The sequence below is a fragment of the Candidatus Viadribacter manganicus genome, assembly GCF_001679665.1.
GTDB classification, from domain to species: domain Bacteria; phylum Pseudomonadota; class Alphaproteobacteria; order Caulobacterales; family Aquidulcibacteraceae; genus Vitreimonas; species Vitreimonas manganica.
The window spans coordinates 1,884,702-1,899,456 of sequence record NZ_CP013244.1 but is presented as its reverse complement, the minus strand read 5'-3'; the positions used below and the strand labels follow the sequence as shown (position 1 = coordinate 1,899,456).

Annotated in this window: 17 protein-coding genes; 6 read left to right on the top strand and 11 right to left on the bottom strand. The window is 62.7% G+C overall.

The genetic code is table 11. From position 1 onward, the window contains the following. Positions 1-132: 132 nt before the first annotated feature. The 5 genes from atpD to ATE48_RS09795 are packed head-to-tail and all read left to right on the top strand — an operon-like array spanning position 133 to position 3,892. The gene (gene atpD, locus ATE48_RS09815; protein WP_066770778.1) at positions 133-1,557 is read left to right on the top strand and encodes a F0F1 ATP synthase subunit beta; all 1,425 of its coding nucleotides are present in this window, start codon (positions 133-135) and stop codon (positions 1,555-1,557) included. Continuing rightward, the gene (locus tag ATE48_RS09810) at positions 1,557-2,021 is read left to right on the top strand and encodes a hypothetical protein (RefSeq protein WP_066770775.1); all 465 of its coding nucleotides are present in this window, start codon (positions 1,557-1,559) and stop codon (positions 2,019-2,021) included. Before atpD ends, ATE48_RS09810 begins: the two co-directional genes overlap by 1 nt. Before the next feature lie 5 nt (positions 2,022-2,026). Continuing rightward, the gene (locus ATE48_RS09805) at positions 2,027-2,488 is read left to right on the top strand and encodes a hypothetical protein (protein WP_156767714.1); all 462 of its coding nucleotides are present in this window, start codon (positions 2,027-2,029) and stop codon (positions 2,486-2,488) included. Positions 2,489-2,491: 3 nt separating this feature from the next. Next, positions 2,492-2,893, top strand: a complete 402-nt coding sequence (locus ATE48_RS09800) for a F0F1 ATP synthase subunit epsilon (RefSeq protein ID WP_066770767.1) — start codon at positions 2,492-2,494, stop codon at positions 2,891-2,893. A gap of 27 nt (positions 2,894-2,920) precedes the next feature. Continuing rightward, positions 2,921-3,892 (top strand): metallophosphoesterase, encoded by a 972-nt coding sequence (locus tag ATE48_RS09795; protein ID WP_083197271.1) that lies wholly within the window; start codon positions 2,921-2,923, stop codon positions 3,890-3,892. Here ATE48_RS09795 and ATE48_RS09790 read toward each other — a convergent pair. The 8 genes from ATE48_RS09790 to nadD all read right to left on the bottom strand — a co-directional run bounded on the left by ATE48_RS09790 (position 3,889) and on the right by nadD (position 10,578). Beyond that, positions 3,889-4,737: an alpha/beta hydrolase gene (locus tag ATE48_RS09790; protein ID WP_066770764.1), complete on the bottom strand. Its 849-nt coding sequence runs from the start codon at positions 4,735-4,737 to the stop codon at positions 3,889-3,891. The genes ATE48_RS09795 and ATE48_RS09790 overlap by 4 nt on opposite strands. A 37-nt stretch (positions 4,738-4,774) precedes the next feature. Next, positions 4,775-5,275 (bottom strand): RNA pyrophosphohydrolase, encoded by a 501-nt coding sequence (locus ATE48_RS09785; RefSeq protein ID WP_066770762.1) that lies wholly within the window; start codon positions 5,273-5,275, stop codon positions 4,775-4,777. Next, positions 5,272-6,450 (bottom strand): divergent polysaccharide deacetylase family protein, encoded by a 1,179-nt coding sequence (locus tag ATE48_RS09780; protein WP_228126888.1) that lies wholly within the window; start codon positions 6,448-6,450, stop codon positions 5,272-5,274. The genes ATE48_RS09785 and ATE48_RS09780 overlap by 4 nt, the downstream gene beginning before the upstream one ends. A 103-nt stretch (positions 6,451-6,553) precedes the next feature. Continuing rightward, positions 6,554-7,873, bottom strand: coding sequence for a S41 family peptidase (locus ATE48_RS09775; protein ID WP_066770757.1), 1,320 nt, complete (start codon positions 7,871-7,873; stop codon positions 6,554-6,556). A gap of 35 nt (positions 7,874-7,908) precedes the next feature. Then, the gene (locus tag ATE48_RS09770) at positions 7,909-9,009 is read right to left on the bottom strand and encodes a murein hydrolase activator EnvC family protein (protein WP_066770754.1); all 1,101 of its coding nucleotides are present in this window, start codon (positions 9,007-9,009) and stop codon (positions 7,909-7,911) included. Positions 9,010-9,088: 79 nt separating this feature from the next. Beyond that, on the bottom strand, positions 9,089-9,553 hold the full coding sequence (locus ATE48_RS09765; protein WP_228126887.1) for a 23S rRNA (pseudouridine(1915)-N(3))-methyltransferase RlmH: 465 nt from the start codon (positions 9,551-9,553) through the stop codon (positions 9,089-9,091). Positions 9,554-9,563: 10 nt separating this feature from the next. Then, the gene (gene rsfS, locus ATE48_RS09760; RefSeq protein WP_083197268.1) at positions 9,564-9,974 is read right to left on the bottom strand and encodes a ribosome silencing factor; all 411 of its coding nucleotides are present in this window, start codon (positions 9,972-9,974) and stop codon (positions 9,564-9,566) included. 52 nt (positions 9,975-10,026) lie between these two features. Beyond that, positions 10,027-10,578 carry a nicotinate (nicotinamide) nucleotide adenylyltransferase gene (gene nadD, locus ATE48_RS09755; protein ID WP_066770748.1) on the bottom strand — a complete coding sequence of 184 codons (552 nt, stop codon included), beginning with the start codon at positions 10,576-10,578 and terminating at the stop codon, positions 10,027-10,029. A gap of 89 nt (positions 10,579-10,667) precedes the next feature. Here nadD and ATE48_RS09750 point away from each other — a divergent pair, with 89 nt between their 5' ends. Beyond that, positions 10,668-11,327 carry a thioredoxin domain-containing protein gene (locus ATE48_RS09750; RefSeq protein WP_066770745.1) on the top strand — a complete coding sequence of 220 codons (660 nt, stop codon included), beginning with the start codon at positions 10,668-10,670 and terminating at the stop codon, positions 11,325-11,327. On the opposite strand, the gene ATE48_RS09745 is transcribed toward ATE48_RS09750, so the two are convergent. From ATE48_RS09745 to obgE, 3 genes are read right to left on the bottom strand one after another with little or no spacing between them, the layout of a single operon-like run. Further along, on the bottom strand, positions 11,324-12,580 hold the full coding sequence (locus tag ATE48_RS09745; protein WP_066770738.1) for a glutamate-5-semialdehyde dehydrogenase: 1,257 nt from the start codon (positions 12,578-12,580) through the stop codon (positions 11,324-11,326). The genes ATE48_RS09750 and ATE48_RS09745 overlap by 4 nt on opposite strands. 3 nt (positions 12,581-12,583) lie before the next feature. Beyond that, the gene (gene proB / locus ATE48_RS09740) at positions 12,584-13,687 is read right to left on the bottom strand and encodes a glutamate 5-kinase (RefSeq protein WP_156767713.1); all 1,104 of its coding nucleotides are present in this window, start codon (positions 13,685-13,687) and stop codon (positions 12,584-12,586) included. Then, positions 13,684-14,724: a GTPase ObgE gene (obgE, locus tag ATE48_RS09735; protein WP_066770734.1), complete on the bottom strand. Its 1,041-nt coding sequence runs from the start codon at positions 14,722-14,724 to the stop codon at positions 13,684-13,686. The genes proB and obgE overlap by 4 nt, the downstream gene beginning before the upstream one ends. Positions 14,725-14,755: the final 31 nt, after the last annotated feature.

Sequence of the window (14,755 nt, the reverse complement as noted above, 5' to 3'; positions counted from 1 at the left end):
GAAGCGCGCGGCGCGCATCGCCCTGATCATCGCACCCTTTTTGGCGGTGGCGGCGGGCGTGATCGCAGCGCGGTTGTGGAATTAGGGTCAAAGCCCACGCGGGCTCATGAGGAACGGGACGAGGAAGAAGAGATGGCACAGCAAGCAAAAGGCCGCGTGGCGCAGGTGATCGGCGCCGTCGTCGACGTTGAGTTCGATGGCGCCCTGCCGGATATCTACAACGCGCTCGAGACCACCAATAATGGTCAGCGCCTGGTACTCGAAGTGGCGACCCACCTCGGTGAGTCCACTGTGCGTACGATCGCCATGGACGCGACGGACGGCCTCGTTCGCGGTCAAGCAGTAACCGACACCGGCGCGCCGATCTCGGTGCCGGTCGGTGAAGAAACGCTCGGTCGCATTCTGAACGTCATCGGCGAGCCGGTTGACGAAGCGGGCCCGGTGAAGACAACGGCGAGGCGTGCAATTCACCAACCGGCCCCGGCCTTCGTTGATCAAAAGCCGGTCCCTGAAATTCTCGTCACCGGCATCAAGGTCGTCGATCTTCTCTGCCCGTACGCAAAGGGTGGTAAGATCGGTCTGTTCGGCGGCGCAGGTGTCGGCAAGACGGTTCTAATTCAAGAACTCATCAACAACATCGCGAAGGCATACGGCGGCTACTCTGTGTTCGCCGGTGTCGGTGAGCGTACACGCGAAGGCAACGACCTCTATCACGAAATGATCGAGTCGAACGTCAACGTGAAGGGCGGTGGCCAAGGTTCGCGTTGCGCGCTCGTGTTCGGTCAGATGAACGAACCGCCAGGCGCACGCGCACGCGTCGCGCTGACGGGCCTCACGATCGCTGAGCATTTCCGCGATCAAGGCAAGGACATCCTATTCTTCGTCGATAACGTGTTCCGCTTCACGCAAGCAGGCTCGGAAGTGTCGGCGCTTCTTGGCCGTATTCCGTCGGCGGTCGGCTATCAGCCGACGCTGGCGACGGAAATGGGCGCCATGCAAGAGCGCATCACGTCGACCACGAAGGGCTCGATCACCTCGGTGCAAGCCATCTACGTTCCGGCCGACGACTTGACCGACCCGGCGCCGGCCACCTCATTCGCTCACTTGGACGCCACCACCGTTCTCTCGCGCGACATCGCCGCGAAGGGCATCTATCCGGCCGTCGATCCGCTTGACTCTTCGTCGCGTATTCTGGATCCGAACGTCGTCGGCGAAGAGCACTATCTCGTGGCGCGTAAAGTGCAGGAAACGCTGCAGCGCTATAAGTCGCTGCAAGACATCATCGCCATCCTCGGCATGGACGAACTCTCGGAAGACGACAAACTCGTCGTCGCCCGCGCCCGTAAGATCGAACGCTTCCTGTCGCAGCCTTTCCACGTCGCTGAAGCGTTTACCGGCTCGCCGGGCGTGCTCTGCGATCTGAAGGATACTGTCCGCGGCTTTAAGGGCCTCGTCGAAGGTGACTACGACCATCTGCCGGAACCGGCCTTCTACATGGTCGGCTCGATCGAAGACGCCGTCGCCAAAGCGCAAAAGCTCGCGGCGGAGGCAGCCTGATGCCTGCTGCCAGCATGACGCACAGCCAACTCGCAGCTTTGCTCGTTGAGGGATGCCTGGGCCACATCGCTGGCAAAGTTGCTGGCAAGATGCCGGTGGACGCCATTCCTGCCACCGGCCTGGAGCGAGCGTCTGTCGGTCTGCCGCAAGGCGGGCAGACGATGTTCTACCCGCTTGGCGGCGACACCGGCGTCTACATCGATCTCTCGGGCGCTGTCGCAACCGTCTGGTACATGGGCGGCGATTACGAGCGCGGCCTCACTGCCGTTGAGGACGTGTTGAAGCGCGCGCAGGGAAAGCAGTTGAAGGACGATGCGGGCGCGGCGCCAAAACAGCGCGTGCGTTCGTACCAGGTCGAACTCGGCGGTGGGCGCCTCGCGCACGTCGTCATCGAGTACGTAGAGCGTGGCGCTGCTCAAGAGCGCTTTCTTGTTCGCGTTGGCGCGCAAGTTCGTAGGGGATAGCGGCCGTGATGAAGCACAGTGAAGTCGCGACCCGCTTGGCCATCGAAGGCGCTGTGGGTGCAATCGCCGGAACGGTCAGCGGGACGTTGGGCATTACGCCGCGCCGTCTTGGACCGGCCGAGAAGATCGACCTCGGCATGGCCGATATGGGCGATACGCTCTTCTATCCCGTTGGAGACTCGGGCGTGTTCTTCCACACGGACGGTGCGTTCACGACGATCTGGTACACCGGCGCCGATTATGACAAAGCGGCGGACATTCTCGATCGTGCGATCAAGCAATTCTATCCGGACGCCAAGAAGGCGAAGGACACGCCGCACGAGAGCGAGCGCAACTTCACGCTCCGCACGTACGACATTAAACTTCCGCACAATCACTTGGCGATTGTCGACACGATCTTCCCGTCGGGTCGTGTCGACAACCCGAAATTCATGATCCGCGTTACCGCGATGGCGAGGCAGAACTAAACCATGGCCGACAAACTGAGCTTCGCTTTGGTTTCGCCTGAGCGCGAACTCTTCAACGGCGACGTCGATCACGTCGTGGTGCCGGGCGCCGAAGGCGAGTTTGGCGTTTTGCCGAACCATGCGCCGGTGATGAGTGTGATCAAGCCGGGGGCGCTGCGCGTCATCAATGATGGCGCTGAGCGTCGCATATTCGTCAATGGCGGCTTCGCTGATGTGACGCCGGAAGGCCTCACCGTTCTGGCCGAAGAAGCTGTCGATCTCGACGACCTTGAAGCGGCGACGATCGAGCAGGATTTGAAGAACGCGCAAGAGGATCTGCGCGACGCCAACACTGATGCAAAGAAAGATGCAGCGCAGCGCGCTGTGACACGTCTGGAAAGCATCAAAGCGGCGATGGCGCGCTAAGCGCTTCTGGCGTTAATCTCAGCGCCAATGCCCGACTTCTTCCACCCGCAATTGCTGCCAGCCGCGCTCGGCGCGGTCATTGGGCTGCCGCTCGTCATCTATGCGTGCGTCTGGCTATTCCGGCGTTGGAGCACGCTGAAGCCTAGCGCCCGCTGGATGCTGCTTGCGCTCATTGCGGTGATTGAAGCGCTCTATTGGGTCAACATCTACGCGTGGTTCATTGAGCCGAACCAGTTGCTCGTCCGGCGCATCGAAGTGGTCAGCGAGGACTGGCGCGGCCCGCCGCTGACCATTGCTGTGCTGAGTGATACGCATGTTGGCGGTCCGCACGTGGACGCCGCGCGGATGGGGCGGATCATCGGGCGCGTAAACAGCCTGCGCCCTGAACTCGTGGTGCTTCTAGGCGACTACGTGAACGGTCACCTGGAGCCGCACGATCGCACGCCTGCGGAGAATCAGGAGATCACCGGCGGCATCGCGACGTTTGCGGCGTTGCGCGCTCGCTATGGCGTTGTTGGTGTCATTGGCAATCACGATGTTTGGTACGATCGGACACTGGTTCAGTCAGAGATGGAAAACGCCGGCGTCGCGATATTGTGGAACCGCCATATCGTCATTCGCCGCACTGGTGGCGAGCCGATGGTGATTGCTGGGCTCGCGGATGACACCACCGGCGATCCCGATTTTGAAGCTGCACTCGATGGCGCGCCGGAAAATGCGAACACGATCATCCTCAGCCATTCGCCGGATCCATTCGTGGGCATGCCGCGCGGCCCAGCGCTCATGCTCGCGGGCCATGGCCATTGCGGGCAGGTGACGATTCCGTTCGTCGGACGACCGATCGTACCGCTGCGCAACGAACGCTTCGCGTGCGGTCTCGTTCAAGAGCGCGGCGAGCGGATGTATGTGACGGCAGGCATTGGCACCAGCATCTTGCCGGTACGCTTTCTCAATCCGCCTGAGGTTGTGCTGATTACTTTGCGCAGTGCGTCGAACTAAGCGCCGGCGCTTTCGCCCCAGCCAAACAACGAGAGCTGCTTGCGTTTCGGCTTCACAGGCTTTGGTCCGATGCCGCGTGCTTCAAGCCATTGCAGCGTGAGCGTGGACACGTCCTTGGCCTCGGGTTCGCCGATCAGCCAATGGCTCATGTCTGGAAACTCGTGGAAGTGGGCCTGGTCGCCCGGGAAGCGCCCAATGACGCGTCGCACGGTGCTGGACGGGTTCACGCGATCCTTGCCGCCGGCGAGACCAAGAACCGGCGCGCTGATCCGATAGACCGGCGCTTGCGTCGCCATCGAATGATCCGCCCACCACTGCACCGCTTCGCGAATGGCGCGGCCGCTTTCCGGCACGAAGCGCGCAAACGCGTGGCGCGCATCATCACGTGACAAGCGGTCGAGCGTGGTCGCGCGCGCGACACGATAATCTGGTGGAATAGGCCGGCGCCAATAATCGCCGAGCAGGCTCAATCCGAATTGATTGCCATGCTCGTCCAGTGTCGTTGGCGGCACGCCCCATGGCGCGCTAGGCGCCAGCAGAACGAGGCCCGCGATCGGCAGATGCGCAGCGACAAGCTGGCATACTAGTCCGCCGAGCGAGTGGCCAACGAGCACGGGTGGTGCACGCAGTTCACGCACGTAGTGACCGATCGCGCGCGCGTAATCTTTCACGCCCGTCTGCGCGAGTTGCTCGAGATCTGCGCCGCGTTCGTGGTGGGGCAAATTCGGTGCGTGCGTTTCGAAACCAGCGACTTCGAATGCTTCGCGGAATCTATCGAACGCCCAGCCGCCGCAAAACGCGCCGTGCACGAAGACGACCGGTGTAACGACGCTGGCGCGCTTCACTTGGAGTGCGCTTTTGCGGCGCCTATCAGGCAGACAATCACTTCGAGGCCCCCGCCGTGAACTTCTTGAACCGCTGCGCCACTTCTTCGTAAACGGGCCGCTTGAACGGTATAACCAGAGAAGGCGCTGTATCGAGCGCCGCCCAACGCCAATCTACAAACTCCGGCGTATGAGTATCTAGTCTAATATCTGAGTCACGTCCCTTGAAGCGGAACGCGAACCACTTCTGCCTTTGCCCCAAATAGCGTCCGCGCGGCTTCATTTTGGTGCGCACGTCGATGGGGAAATCGTAATGCAGCCAGTCTGCCGTTTCTTCGAGCAATTCGGCGTGCGCTGACCTTACGCCAATCTCTTCTTCAAGTTCACGGTATGCGGCGTCGACGATCTTCTCGCCGCGATCGACACCGCCTTGCGGCATTTGCCACTGATAGGGGCCTTCAGTAGCAACGCGTTTGCCTAGGAAAACCAAGCCGTTCGTGTGGAACAGGGCGAGGCCTACATTCGGACGGTAGCGTTTTGGATCCGGCGGAGCGTTCATCGGCGCGCGGCGCGTGCGTTGAGCACGGCCGAGGCTGGCGCCAATTGATATCCGCGCGATTCAACATCGCGCGCCCAGCGACCGACTTGCTCCATGGTCACAGGATACGCAAAGCCTGCGCCAATCGCGCTCTGATTTTGCAGTGCAAGCGCCTCGAGATTCAGCAATTGATCGTCAATCGCGTCCGCCTCGCGGCGCGCGTCGATGATGCGATCGGCTGCGGTATTCGGCAGTTGCGCGCGCTGGGCTTCGACGCTTAGCGCCGTGCGCTGTCCGATACCCGATGAGATGAACACCATGCCGCGGCGGCGCAGTGCTTGAGCGATCGGGGCGGAGGCTTGCGCTGAAGTTGCAAAGCGCGCGCCTTGATAGTTGGTAACACCGAAATAGCCGGTGCCGCGCGAGAGTAATTGCTCGAGCCGTGAAATGTTCTGTTGGGCGGGCGCTGAAGCCAGCAGCGTTTGCGGGCCGGTGTCGTCGGCGTCCGGATCGAACGGCTCCATCGGCAGCTCAAGCATGACTTCGTGGCCACGTGCGCGCGCGCGATCGATCCATGATTGCAGATTTTGCGCGTAAGGAACGAATGATAGCGTGATCTCTGCGGGCAGTTCGTCAATCGCTTGGGTCGTGGCGGTCGCGTTGAAGCCAAGCCCGCCAATCACGATCGCGACTTTCGGGCGACCCTGTTGCGGTGTGAATGGGCGCGCATAGGCTTGCGCTGGCGTGCGGCCATTGCTCGCGATGATCGGCAACGGGCCGTTTGGGCCATTTTCGAAGAGGCCAGCGAGCGGCGCGCGCGGCAGTGGCGGAGCGGGCGGCCGCCCGGCCGTCGGCGCGGGTTGTGACTCAACGACAGCGACACGGAGTTCGCCGTTTTCGTCGATCTCTCCGTACTCACCCGTTTGCGGCAGCTCATCGATGCCGAATGTCTGCATCTCGGCGCCTTCTTCGGCGGCGTCAGTGAACGAGACGCGGGGTGCGTTAGCTTCAGCTGTCGAGGGCTGCAGCGACACGATCCGGCGCGGGCCGGCGGCGCTTGGGTCACCGAAAATTTGGACAGCCGCGAGCGCACCAACCGCGAGTACGCCGACAAAGGCGAATGCGACGGTCCGGTGACTGAGTTGCGGCAGGCGTCGCGCAGGCTTTGGTGGTTGCTTTGGCGCGAAGCCCCGCATGTTCACGCGCGGGCGAATCATTGCGCGGAGAGTCGCTGAATTCGCGCCAGCCGTCACTAGGACGGCTGGACGCTTCACATTGATTTACGAGTGGTAAATGCGCTTAGCCGGCGCGTTGGCGAAGTCGTTCCGCCACCGTGCCTTGGCGCAAGAATTCCATAGCACGCGAGAGCTGGTAGTCCTGCTCCGCGTCCCAATTTGCCGGCGGCTGATCGTCCGGAATGTGGGCGGCGCGGCGGTGAGCGCCGGACTCGTTGTCGAGCGCATTCGGCAGATCTTCTTCTGACACAGCCAAGCGTTGCAGGCGCTCAACTTCGGCAGCATCGATGCGGCGCGATGCGACTTCCACGTCAGGCACGATGCCTGGACCTTGGATCGAACGGCCAGCCGGCGTGTAATAGCGGGCAGTGGTGAGACGCAGTGCGCCGTCACGGCCGCCTTGCAGCGGGATCACGGTTTGAACTGAACCCTTGCCGAACGAGTCGGTGCCGACGATCAGCGCGCGATTGCGATCTTGAAGCGCCCCCGCAACGATTTCAGCAGCCGAGGCCGAGGCGCCGTTGATCAGCACAACCACCGGAACGCCGGCTAGGTCGTCGCCGCGACGAGCGTTGTAGCGCTGCACGTCTTCGGGCTGGCGGCCGCGTGTGGAAACCACTTCGCCGCCGTCGAGGAATGCGTCCGACACTTCGATGGCTTGATCGAGCAGGCCGCCCGGATTGTTGCGCAGGTCAACGACGACGCCGCGCAGACGGCCGCCAGTATCGCGCTTCACTTGACGGATCGCGTCCTGCAGCATCGAGCCAGTGCGCTCATTGAACGTCGAGATGCGGATGACGCCAACATCGCCGCCTTCGATGCGGGCGGTGACGGCGCGGACGTTGATGGTTTCACGCTGCAGCGTCACATCGAAGGGATCGGTGTTCTCACGCGCGATGGTGATCGTGATTTCCGTACCGGCTTCGCCACGCATCCGGCCAACGGCTTCGTTGAGCGTCAGGCCAACGATGCTTTCGCCGTTGATGGCGGTGAGGTAGTCGCCCGCTTGAATGCCGGCTCGCGCCGCAGGCGTGCCGTCGATCGGGGAGACGACGCGAACCACACCTTCTTCGCTGGTCACTTCGATGCCGAGCCCGCCGTACTCGCCGCGGGTCTGGCTTTGCATTTCGCGGTAGTCTTCCGCGTTCATGTAGGACGAGTGCGGATCGAGCGAGGCGAGCATGCCTTGGATGGCGGCTTCCATAGCCTTCTGTTCGTCGATCTCGACGACGTAATCTTGTTCGACGCGCGCCAATACATCCGCAAAGAGCTCAAGCTGGCGGTAAATATCGCCGCTGCTGCGGGTTTCTGGAGCCGACCAGGCAAGCGCGCCAACCAAAGCGGCGGCGCCAGCAACCGGAGCCAAAATCCAAGCTAAGCGCATCGCGTACTCCCCGGGTCGTCCGTGCCCGATTCGCGTTAACCGGCTCGTACGCCAGCCTCCGCAGTAAGGCCACGCGCATTTAGCCATCGTCCAGGATCGACCGGTTGGTCACCCCTGCGTACTTCTACATACAAATCCGGCGCCGAAGAGGCCGTTGCTGTCATTTGTCCGACAGTCTGCCCCAACCGTACCGTCTCGCCGACCCTGACATTGATTGTGTCGAGGCCGGTCAGAACGAGAGCGTAACCGCCATCCAGATTCAGGATCAACACGTTTCCGTAGCTTCTAAAGCTTCCGGCATAGGCAACCTCACCTGCGGCGGGAGAAACTACCTGCGCACCTGAATTTGTGCGGACGGTAGCGCCCTGTGCCGCCGGTCCGCCGGGGACCCGTGCGCCGTAGGCGCGGGTGATCTGGCCTTGCACCGGAGCAACCCATGCAGCCGGGATTACGTTCGGCCCGGCGGGTGTCGTTGTTCCTTGTTGGCGCCTTGCCGATGCTTGTTGGACGCGTTGCGCCAGTTCCCGTAGGGAACGCGCTTCGGCGGCGAACTGGCGGACGCGGCGTTCGGCGGCGGTGGCTTCGCGTGCGAGCCGCGTCTGGGTAGAGCGGCGTTGAGCGAGCATGTTGACGATGTCGCCGCGCTCTTGGGCGATAGCGGCTTGTGCATCGGCCAAGACGCTTTGTTCGGCGGTTAGGGTGGTTTCGTCTTGGCGGGCGAGGGCGAGCGCGGTCGTGCGCTGGCGCTCTTCGGCCTGATAAACAGGCCCCATGGCGCGCGCCACGATCCCGGCCCGTACGGCGCGTGGCTCGACTCGGCGCTCGGCGAAGGCAGCGGCGATGACCGAGGATTCGAATGCGTTGCGAGCGCGAGCGCGAGCGGCGAGGTCTTCGACGATTTGCTGTTGAACGCCAGTGAGGCGCTGACGCGAGGCTTCGGCGGCGGCCTCGGCTTCTTGGCGTCTGCGCGTGGCTTCAACGAGGCGCGTGTCTAGGGCGCGGACGTCGCGCGCAGCGGTTGTGGCTTGTGTGCGCAGCCGCTCCGCGCGCTGCGACTCGGCGCGGCGATCCCGTTCTGCTTGCGCAGCCGTTCGTTGCGTTTGGGCGTCCGCCGTCCCTAGCAGGAGTGCAAACACTCCCGTCGCGCATGCGACAAGGGCGCGGGCGCGTTTTGCGCCTCGAGCCATTTCACCACCACCATATCGTCCAGGAGCTTCAGTCCCGGTGATACGGAGTAGAGCAGAGTATCGTCACAGCTCGGTAAACTTGCTCGGAAATCATCACCCGAACGAGCCTGTGGGGCCACGTTTGTCGGCCAAAAGCGAGCTTTTCGTCAGCGTTATCCTTAACGCCCTGTGAAGCGCCGTCAGCGCCGCCGATCCAGAACGTCGTGCAGGCAACGCCGTCATCGCGCCAACGCGCGAGCTTTTCGGCAAGCTGGCGGGAGGTCCATTCAGCGCCGCGCTCATCGAGCAAGATTTTGCGCGCGTCGTCCGGCGTTGCGCGGAACAGCGCGGCTGCTTCAGCACGCATGTCGCCTGGCGGCTTGCCCTCGACCTCAACCAAGTCAAAGCCTTTGAAGCCGATTTGCCGGCCGGCTTGGGCGGCGCGCTGAAGGTAATCGACAGTCATCGCAGCTTCGGGACCGTCTCGCAGACGGCCGACGGCGGCGACGATCACGCGCAAGCGTTTAGCTCTGCACGGAGTCCGGCGTCGCGCCCGACCAGATCTTTTCGATGTTGTAGAAGGCGCGAACTTCCGGACGGAAGAGGTGGATCACCACGTCGCCGGCGTCGACCAGAACCCAATCAGCCTGCGGCATGCCCTCGATGCGTACATCCTTCACGCCTGCGTCCTTCAGCTGACGCATAACGTGATCAGCAAGTGCGCCGACGTGCCGCGCCGACCGCCCTGAAGCGATGACGAGCATGTCCGCGAAAGAGGATTTGCCGCGAATATCGATGGCGAGGATTTCCTCGGCCTTGTCGTCTTCGAGCGATGTCAGCACCACCTTGGTGGCGGCCTCGACATCGATGCCGGGCGCAGGCCGATTGGCTGCTCGCGGCGTGGCTCCGGCTTTAGCGGCCGGTGTGCGTTTCATTTCAGGCGACAGGGTCCTTGATCCTTCTCTTGCCCCAGATAGGGAAACGCTATCACTTCCGCTTGGGTTTCGCCAACGGCGCACGCCTTTGCGCACGGATGGCGGTGGAAGATTCCCTGTGGAGTCGGGCATTTAGGTATGTCCAGCCACGGGGCGCCCGAAGCCGTTCTGCGGCGCGGGCGCCTGGTCTGGACACAATCACGACGGGAACGGCCGCCGCGACCTCCCGCCAGTTTCTCCATTTCCGGAAGTTCGCAAGGTTGTCGGCGCCCATGATCAGCATGAACGACACACCGGGGTAGAGCTGCTTCAGCGCCCGCAACGTCTCGTACGTGAAGCCGCACCCCAGCCGTTGTTCAAGGTCGGTCACGACCATCTTCGCGCCGTGCGCCTGAGCTTGCGCCGATTGCATGCGCTCGTTGAACGGACTCGATTTCGGCTTCAATGGATTTTGCGGCGACACCAGCCACCACACGCGATCAAGCCCCAGACGCTTCAACGCGGTCTCCGCCACATGCGCGTGGCCTTCATGCGCCGGATCGAAGCTGCCGCCGAAGAGGCCTATCTTCATGCCAGCGTACGCGAGAGGCAGGTCGCGCTTCATGCGGCTTTCGGTGGCGGTAACAGCATCACCTTGCTTATATAGCGCGCGGGAGCGAGCGCCACAGCGCGGCGCAAAAAGGGGAGGCAGGCATGTCCTGTACGCGTCGCGCATTAATCGCAGCTGCGGCCGCCGCGCCCTTTTCGGGCGACGTGCATGCGCAAACGCCAGACTGGTTACGCACGCACAGCGCCATGGCGGCTTGGGATGCGCCCGAGCGCACCTCCGAGCGTTTGTTGAATTCCCGTCTCGCGCCTGAATCTGCCGCCGGACGCGTCAGCATTCGTGAATGGCTGGGTGGCAGACCTGCCGTCTTAGCCGTGTGGGCGACCTGGTGTCCGCCGTGTCTCGCCGAGAAACGTGATGAATCCAGATTGAGCGCGCGTCTAACCGAGACAGGCTCAAATACGCAGATCAAAGCCTTGTTGGCATTCGATCGCGCCAGTTTGGCGGACGCGCAGCTGCGGCTCCAATCGCTAGGCGCTTCCGCACTGGAGACTGCGCGCGCCGCCGATAGCGCTGAACAAGCGCTGCTTTACACATTCGGATTTGAGCGCGACCGCCGCTCTATGAACCGCACCAGCAACACGATCGCCGAGCTGTCCACGTCGCTGCCTTTTACGTTGCTGATTGGCGCGGACGGAACGTTGCTCGGCACTATGGTTGGTCGCGTTACGGACGAACAAGGGCGCGCCTATTGGAGTAGGCCTGACGTGTTTGACATGCTGCGGCGCCTCGGCGGCCAAACCTAGGGGCGCGTTTGGCCGTCGCCGCGAACCACATACTTGAACGTTGTGAGCTGTTCGGCGCCCACGGGCCCGCGCGCATGTAGCCGGCCCGTCGCGATGCCGATCTCGCCGCCAAACCCGAACTCGCCGCCGTCCGCGAATTGCGTCGAGGCGTTGTGCACGACGATTGCGCTATCGACTTCGCGCAAAAAGCGCTCGGCCGCCGCTGCGTTCTCGGTGATGATTGCTTCGGTGTGTTGCGAGCCGTAGCGCGCAATGTGCGCGATCGCTTCGGCGATGCCATCGACGACGCGAACCGATAAGATCGGCGCTAGATATTCTGTACTCCAATCTTCTTCGGTTGCTGCGTCCATTGGGATGATAGCTTGCGCGGCGCCATCTCCGCGCAACTGGCAACCCGCCTCATGCAATGCGATGGATATCGGCGGCAGGAGGGCATCTGCAACCGCTTTATCGATCAGCAGCGTCTCGGTCGCGCCGCAGACTGAAACTCGTCGCATCTTGGCATTGACCGCGATGGCCTTTGCCTTCGCCGGATCGGCGTCCGCGTGGACATAGGTGTGGCAAATGCCTTCGAGGTGCGCAAACACGGGCACGCGCGCTTCGTTTTGAACGCGAGCGACCAAGCTTTTGCCGCCACGCGGCACGATCACATCGATGGCGCCGTCGAGCCCCGCGAGCATCATGCCAACTGCGGCGCGATCACTCGTCGGCACACCTTGGATGGCATCCTCGGGCAAACCGCGTTCACGCAGCGCCGTTCGCAAGGTTTCGATGATCGCTGCGTTGGTCGCTGCGCTTTCGGAGCCGCCTCGTAAGATGACCGCATTTCCTGAGCGGATGGCGAGGGCGCCCGCATCTGCCGCAACGTTCGGCCGGCTCTCGAAGATCATGCCAATCACGCCGATGGGGGTGCGGATCCGCTCTATCCGAAGTCCGTTGGGCCGTGTCCATTCCGCCAGCACCGCGTCGACAGGATCCGGCTGCCGCGCGATCGCGGCGACACCATCCGCAACGGCCTCGATCCCCTGCGTGTCGAAACGCAAACGATCGATCTGTGCATTTGGCAGTTTTCTTGTCGCTGCTTCAACATCACCAGCGTTGATAGTGGCGATTGCGCCAGCTTGGGTGCGCAGGCGATGAGCCATGGCCTCGATCGTGGCGGTGCGTGCTTCCGGCGAAGAGAGCCGCAAGGCATGAGCGGCGGCGCGGGCGCGCCGGCCAATTTCCATCATTTCCGCTTCGAGCGCGCTCATGGCTTAGATTTGGGCCAGATCATCGGCATGCACCAGAGCTGAGCCGCCATCATAGCCGAGCGCTTCTGAGATCGCCGTGCTCTTCATACCTCTGATGCGTGTCGCGTCGGCGGCGTCATAACGGGCAAGGCCGCGTGCGATCTCGTCACCCGAGGTGGAAACAATGCGAACGCAATCGCCCTTCTCAAACGTACCACGTACCTCAACGATGCCCGCGGGCAGGAGACTCTTGCCGTTGCGCACCGCGTTCGCGGCGCCATCATCCACGATCAACGCGCCTTGTGGAGCGAGGCTTCCTGCAATCCACGCCTTGTAAGCAGCGCGCGGTGTTGCGCTCGGCAAGAACCATGTGGCGCGCGCGCCGCCTTCAAGGCGCGTCAATGGGCTAGGCTCATCGCCTTTGGTGATCACCACCGCGCAACCGGCTCGTGTCGCGATTTTCGCGGCCTCGATCTTGGTGCGCATGCCGCCGGAGCCCAAGGCGCCCGGATCGCCAGCCATTGCCTCGATCGCGGGTGTAATCTCGCGTACTTCGGCGACGAACGGCGCACTCGCGTCTTTGCGCGGATCGCGCTCGTAGAGGCCATCAATGTCAGAGAGCAGAACCAGTACGTCGGCCGAGATCATTTGCGCAGCGCGCGCTGCGAGGCGATCATTGTCGCCGTATCGGATCTCGGCGGTGGCGACAGTGTCGTTTTCGTTGATGATCGGAACGGCGCCGAGTTCGAGCAAAGTCTCCAGCGTTGCCCGGGCGTTCAGCCAGCGCCGCCGCCGCTCGGTATCGTCCGGCGTCAGCAGCGCTTGTGCGACTGGGATATTGTGACGTGCAAATACTTCTTCGTAGGCGCCCATCAAGCGCGCTTGACCAGCTGCCGCCGCCGCCTGCTTCTCCGCAAGGGTCGTGGAGCGCTGCAGTCCAAGCGCTTTGCGCCCCAATGCAATTGCGCCGGAAGAGACGATGACGACCTGTTTGCCCGTTGCGCGCGCCACCGCGATATCGTCCGCAAGCGCTGCAAGCCGAGCGCGCGCCGGAGCACCCTCGCTGTCGACGAGGAGGGCGGAGCCAATTTTGATAACGAGCCGGTTCGCGTTGGCGATTCGGCTCACGGCGTCCAATCCTGCTCAGCCTCTGCGGCTTGGACTTGTTCGACGCGTCGTTCGCGTAACATCGCGGCGATCTCGTTGACCAGTTCACGCACGCCTACACCCGACACGCCCGATACAAGACGCACGTCCTTGCCGATAGCGCGCGAGAGGGCGGCGCGCTTGCGGTTCGCATCAGCCGGTGTCATCGCATCGACCTTGTTCAGCGCGACGATTTCCGGCTTCTCCGCAAGCCCTTCGCCATACGCTTCAATTTCGTGACGCACGGTGCGGTAGGCTTCTGTTGCGCTCTCGGCAGTCGCATCGATCAAGTGTACTAGCGCAACGCAACGCTCGACGTGCCCCAAGAACCGCGTGCCGAGGCCGGTGCCTTCAGCCGCGCCCTCTATCAGTCCCGGCAAGTCCGCCATGACGAACCGCTCGCTGTCGCCAATGGTGACGACGCCAAGGTGTGGGTGCAAAGTCGTGAACGGGTAATCCGCCACCTTTGGCGTTGCGCTCGAAACCGCGCGCAGGAACGTCGATTTTCCCGCGTTCGGCAATCCCACCAAGCCTGCGTCGGCGATGAGTTTCAACCGCAGCCAAAACACGCGCTCTTCGCCTTCAAGCCCGGGATTGGCGTGCTCCGGCGCCTGGTTCACCGAAGACTTGAAATAGGCGTTGCCGAAGCCGCCATTGCCGCCGCGTGCGAGCAGTACCCGCATGCCCGGTTTGTTGAGATCGGCGATTACCGTCTCTTTGTCTTCCTCCAGCACTTCTGTGCCGGTCGGGACTTTTAGGATGACGCTTTCGCCGTTGGCGCCATGGCGATTCTGACCCATGCCATGGCCGCCTGTTTGGCCTTTAAAGTGCTGCTGGTAGCGATAGTCGATCAGCGTGTTGAGACCGTCCGCCGCCTCGATCCAGACATCGCCGCCGCGACCCCCATCGCCGCCGTCGGGGCCGCCGAACGGAATGAACTTTTCGCGCCGGAATGAGACCGCGCCTGCGCCACCGTTGCCGGAGCGCACGTAGATCTTGGTCTGATCCAGGAATTTCATAGCGCTCTATATGGCGAACGGACCGGGCGTC

What these genes read in the sequence shown, in the direction of transcription:
- atpD (WP_066770778.1), top strand. Translation starts at nt 133, where the DNA reads ATGGCACAGCAAGCAAAAGGCCGCGTGGCGCAGGTGATCGGCGCCGTC.
- ATE48_RS09810 (WP_066770775.1), top strand. Translation starts at nt 1,557, where the DNA reads ATGCCTGCTGCCAGCATGACGCACAGCCAACTCGCAGCTTTGCTCGTT.
- ATE48_RS09800 (WP_066770767.1), top strand. Translation starts at nt 2,492, where the DNA reads ATGGCCGACAAACTGAGCTTCGCTTTGGTTTCGCCTGAGCGCGAACTC.
- ATE48_RS09795 (WP_083197271.1), top strand. Translation starts at nt 2,921, where the DNA reads ATGCCCGACTTCTTCCACCCGCAATTGCTGCCAGCCGCGCTCGGCGCG.
- ATE48_RS09785 (WP_066770762.1), bottom strand. Translation starts at nt 5,275, where the DNA reads ATGAACGCTCCGCCGGATCCAAAACGCTACCGTCCGAATGTAGGCCTC.
- ATE48_RS09780 (WP_228126888.1), bottom strand. Translation starts at nt 6,450, where the DNA reads ATGCGGGGCTTCGCGCCAAAGCAACCACCAAAGCCTGCGCGACGCCTG.
- ATE48_RS09775 (WP_066770757.1), bottom strand. Translation starts at nt 7,873, where the DNA reads ATGCGCTTAGCTTGGATTTTGGCTCCGGTTGCTGGCGCCGCCGCTTTG.
- rsfS (WP_083197268.1), bottom strand. Translation starts at nt 9,974, where the DNA reads ATGAAACGCACACCGGCCGCTAAAGCCGGAGCCACGCCGCGAGCAGCC.
- nadD (WP_066770748.1), bottom strand. Translation starts at nt 10,578, where the DNA reads ATGAAGCGCGACCTGCCTCTCGCGTACGCTGGCATGAAGATAGGCCTC.
- ATE48_RS09750 (WP_066770745.1), top strand. Translation starts at nt 10,668, where the DNA reads ATGTCCTGTACGCGTCGCGCATTAATCGCAGCTGCGGCCGCCGCGCCC.
- ATE48_RS09745 (WP_066770738.1), bottom strand. Translation starts at nt 12,580, where the DNA reads ATGAGCGCGCTCGAAGCGGAAATGATGGAAATTGGCCGGCGCGCCCGC.
- obgE (WP_066770734.1), bottom strand. Translation starts at nt 14,724, where the DNA reads ATGAAATTCCTGGATCAGACCAAGATCTACGTGCGCTCCGGCAACGGT.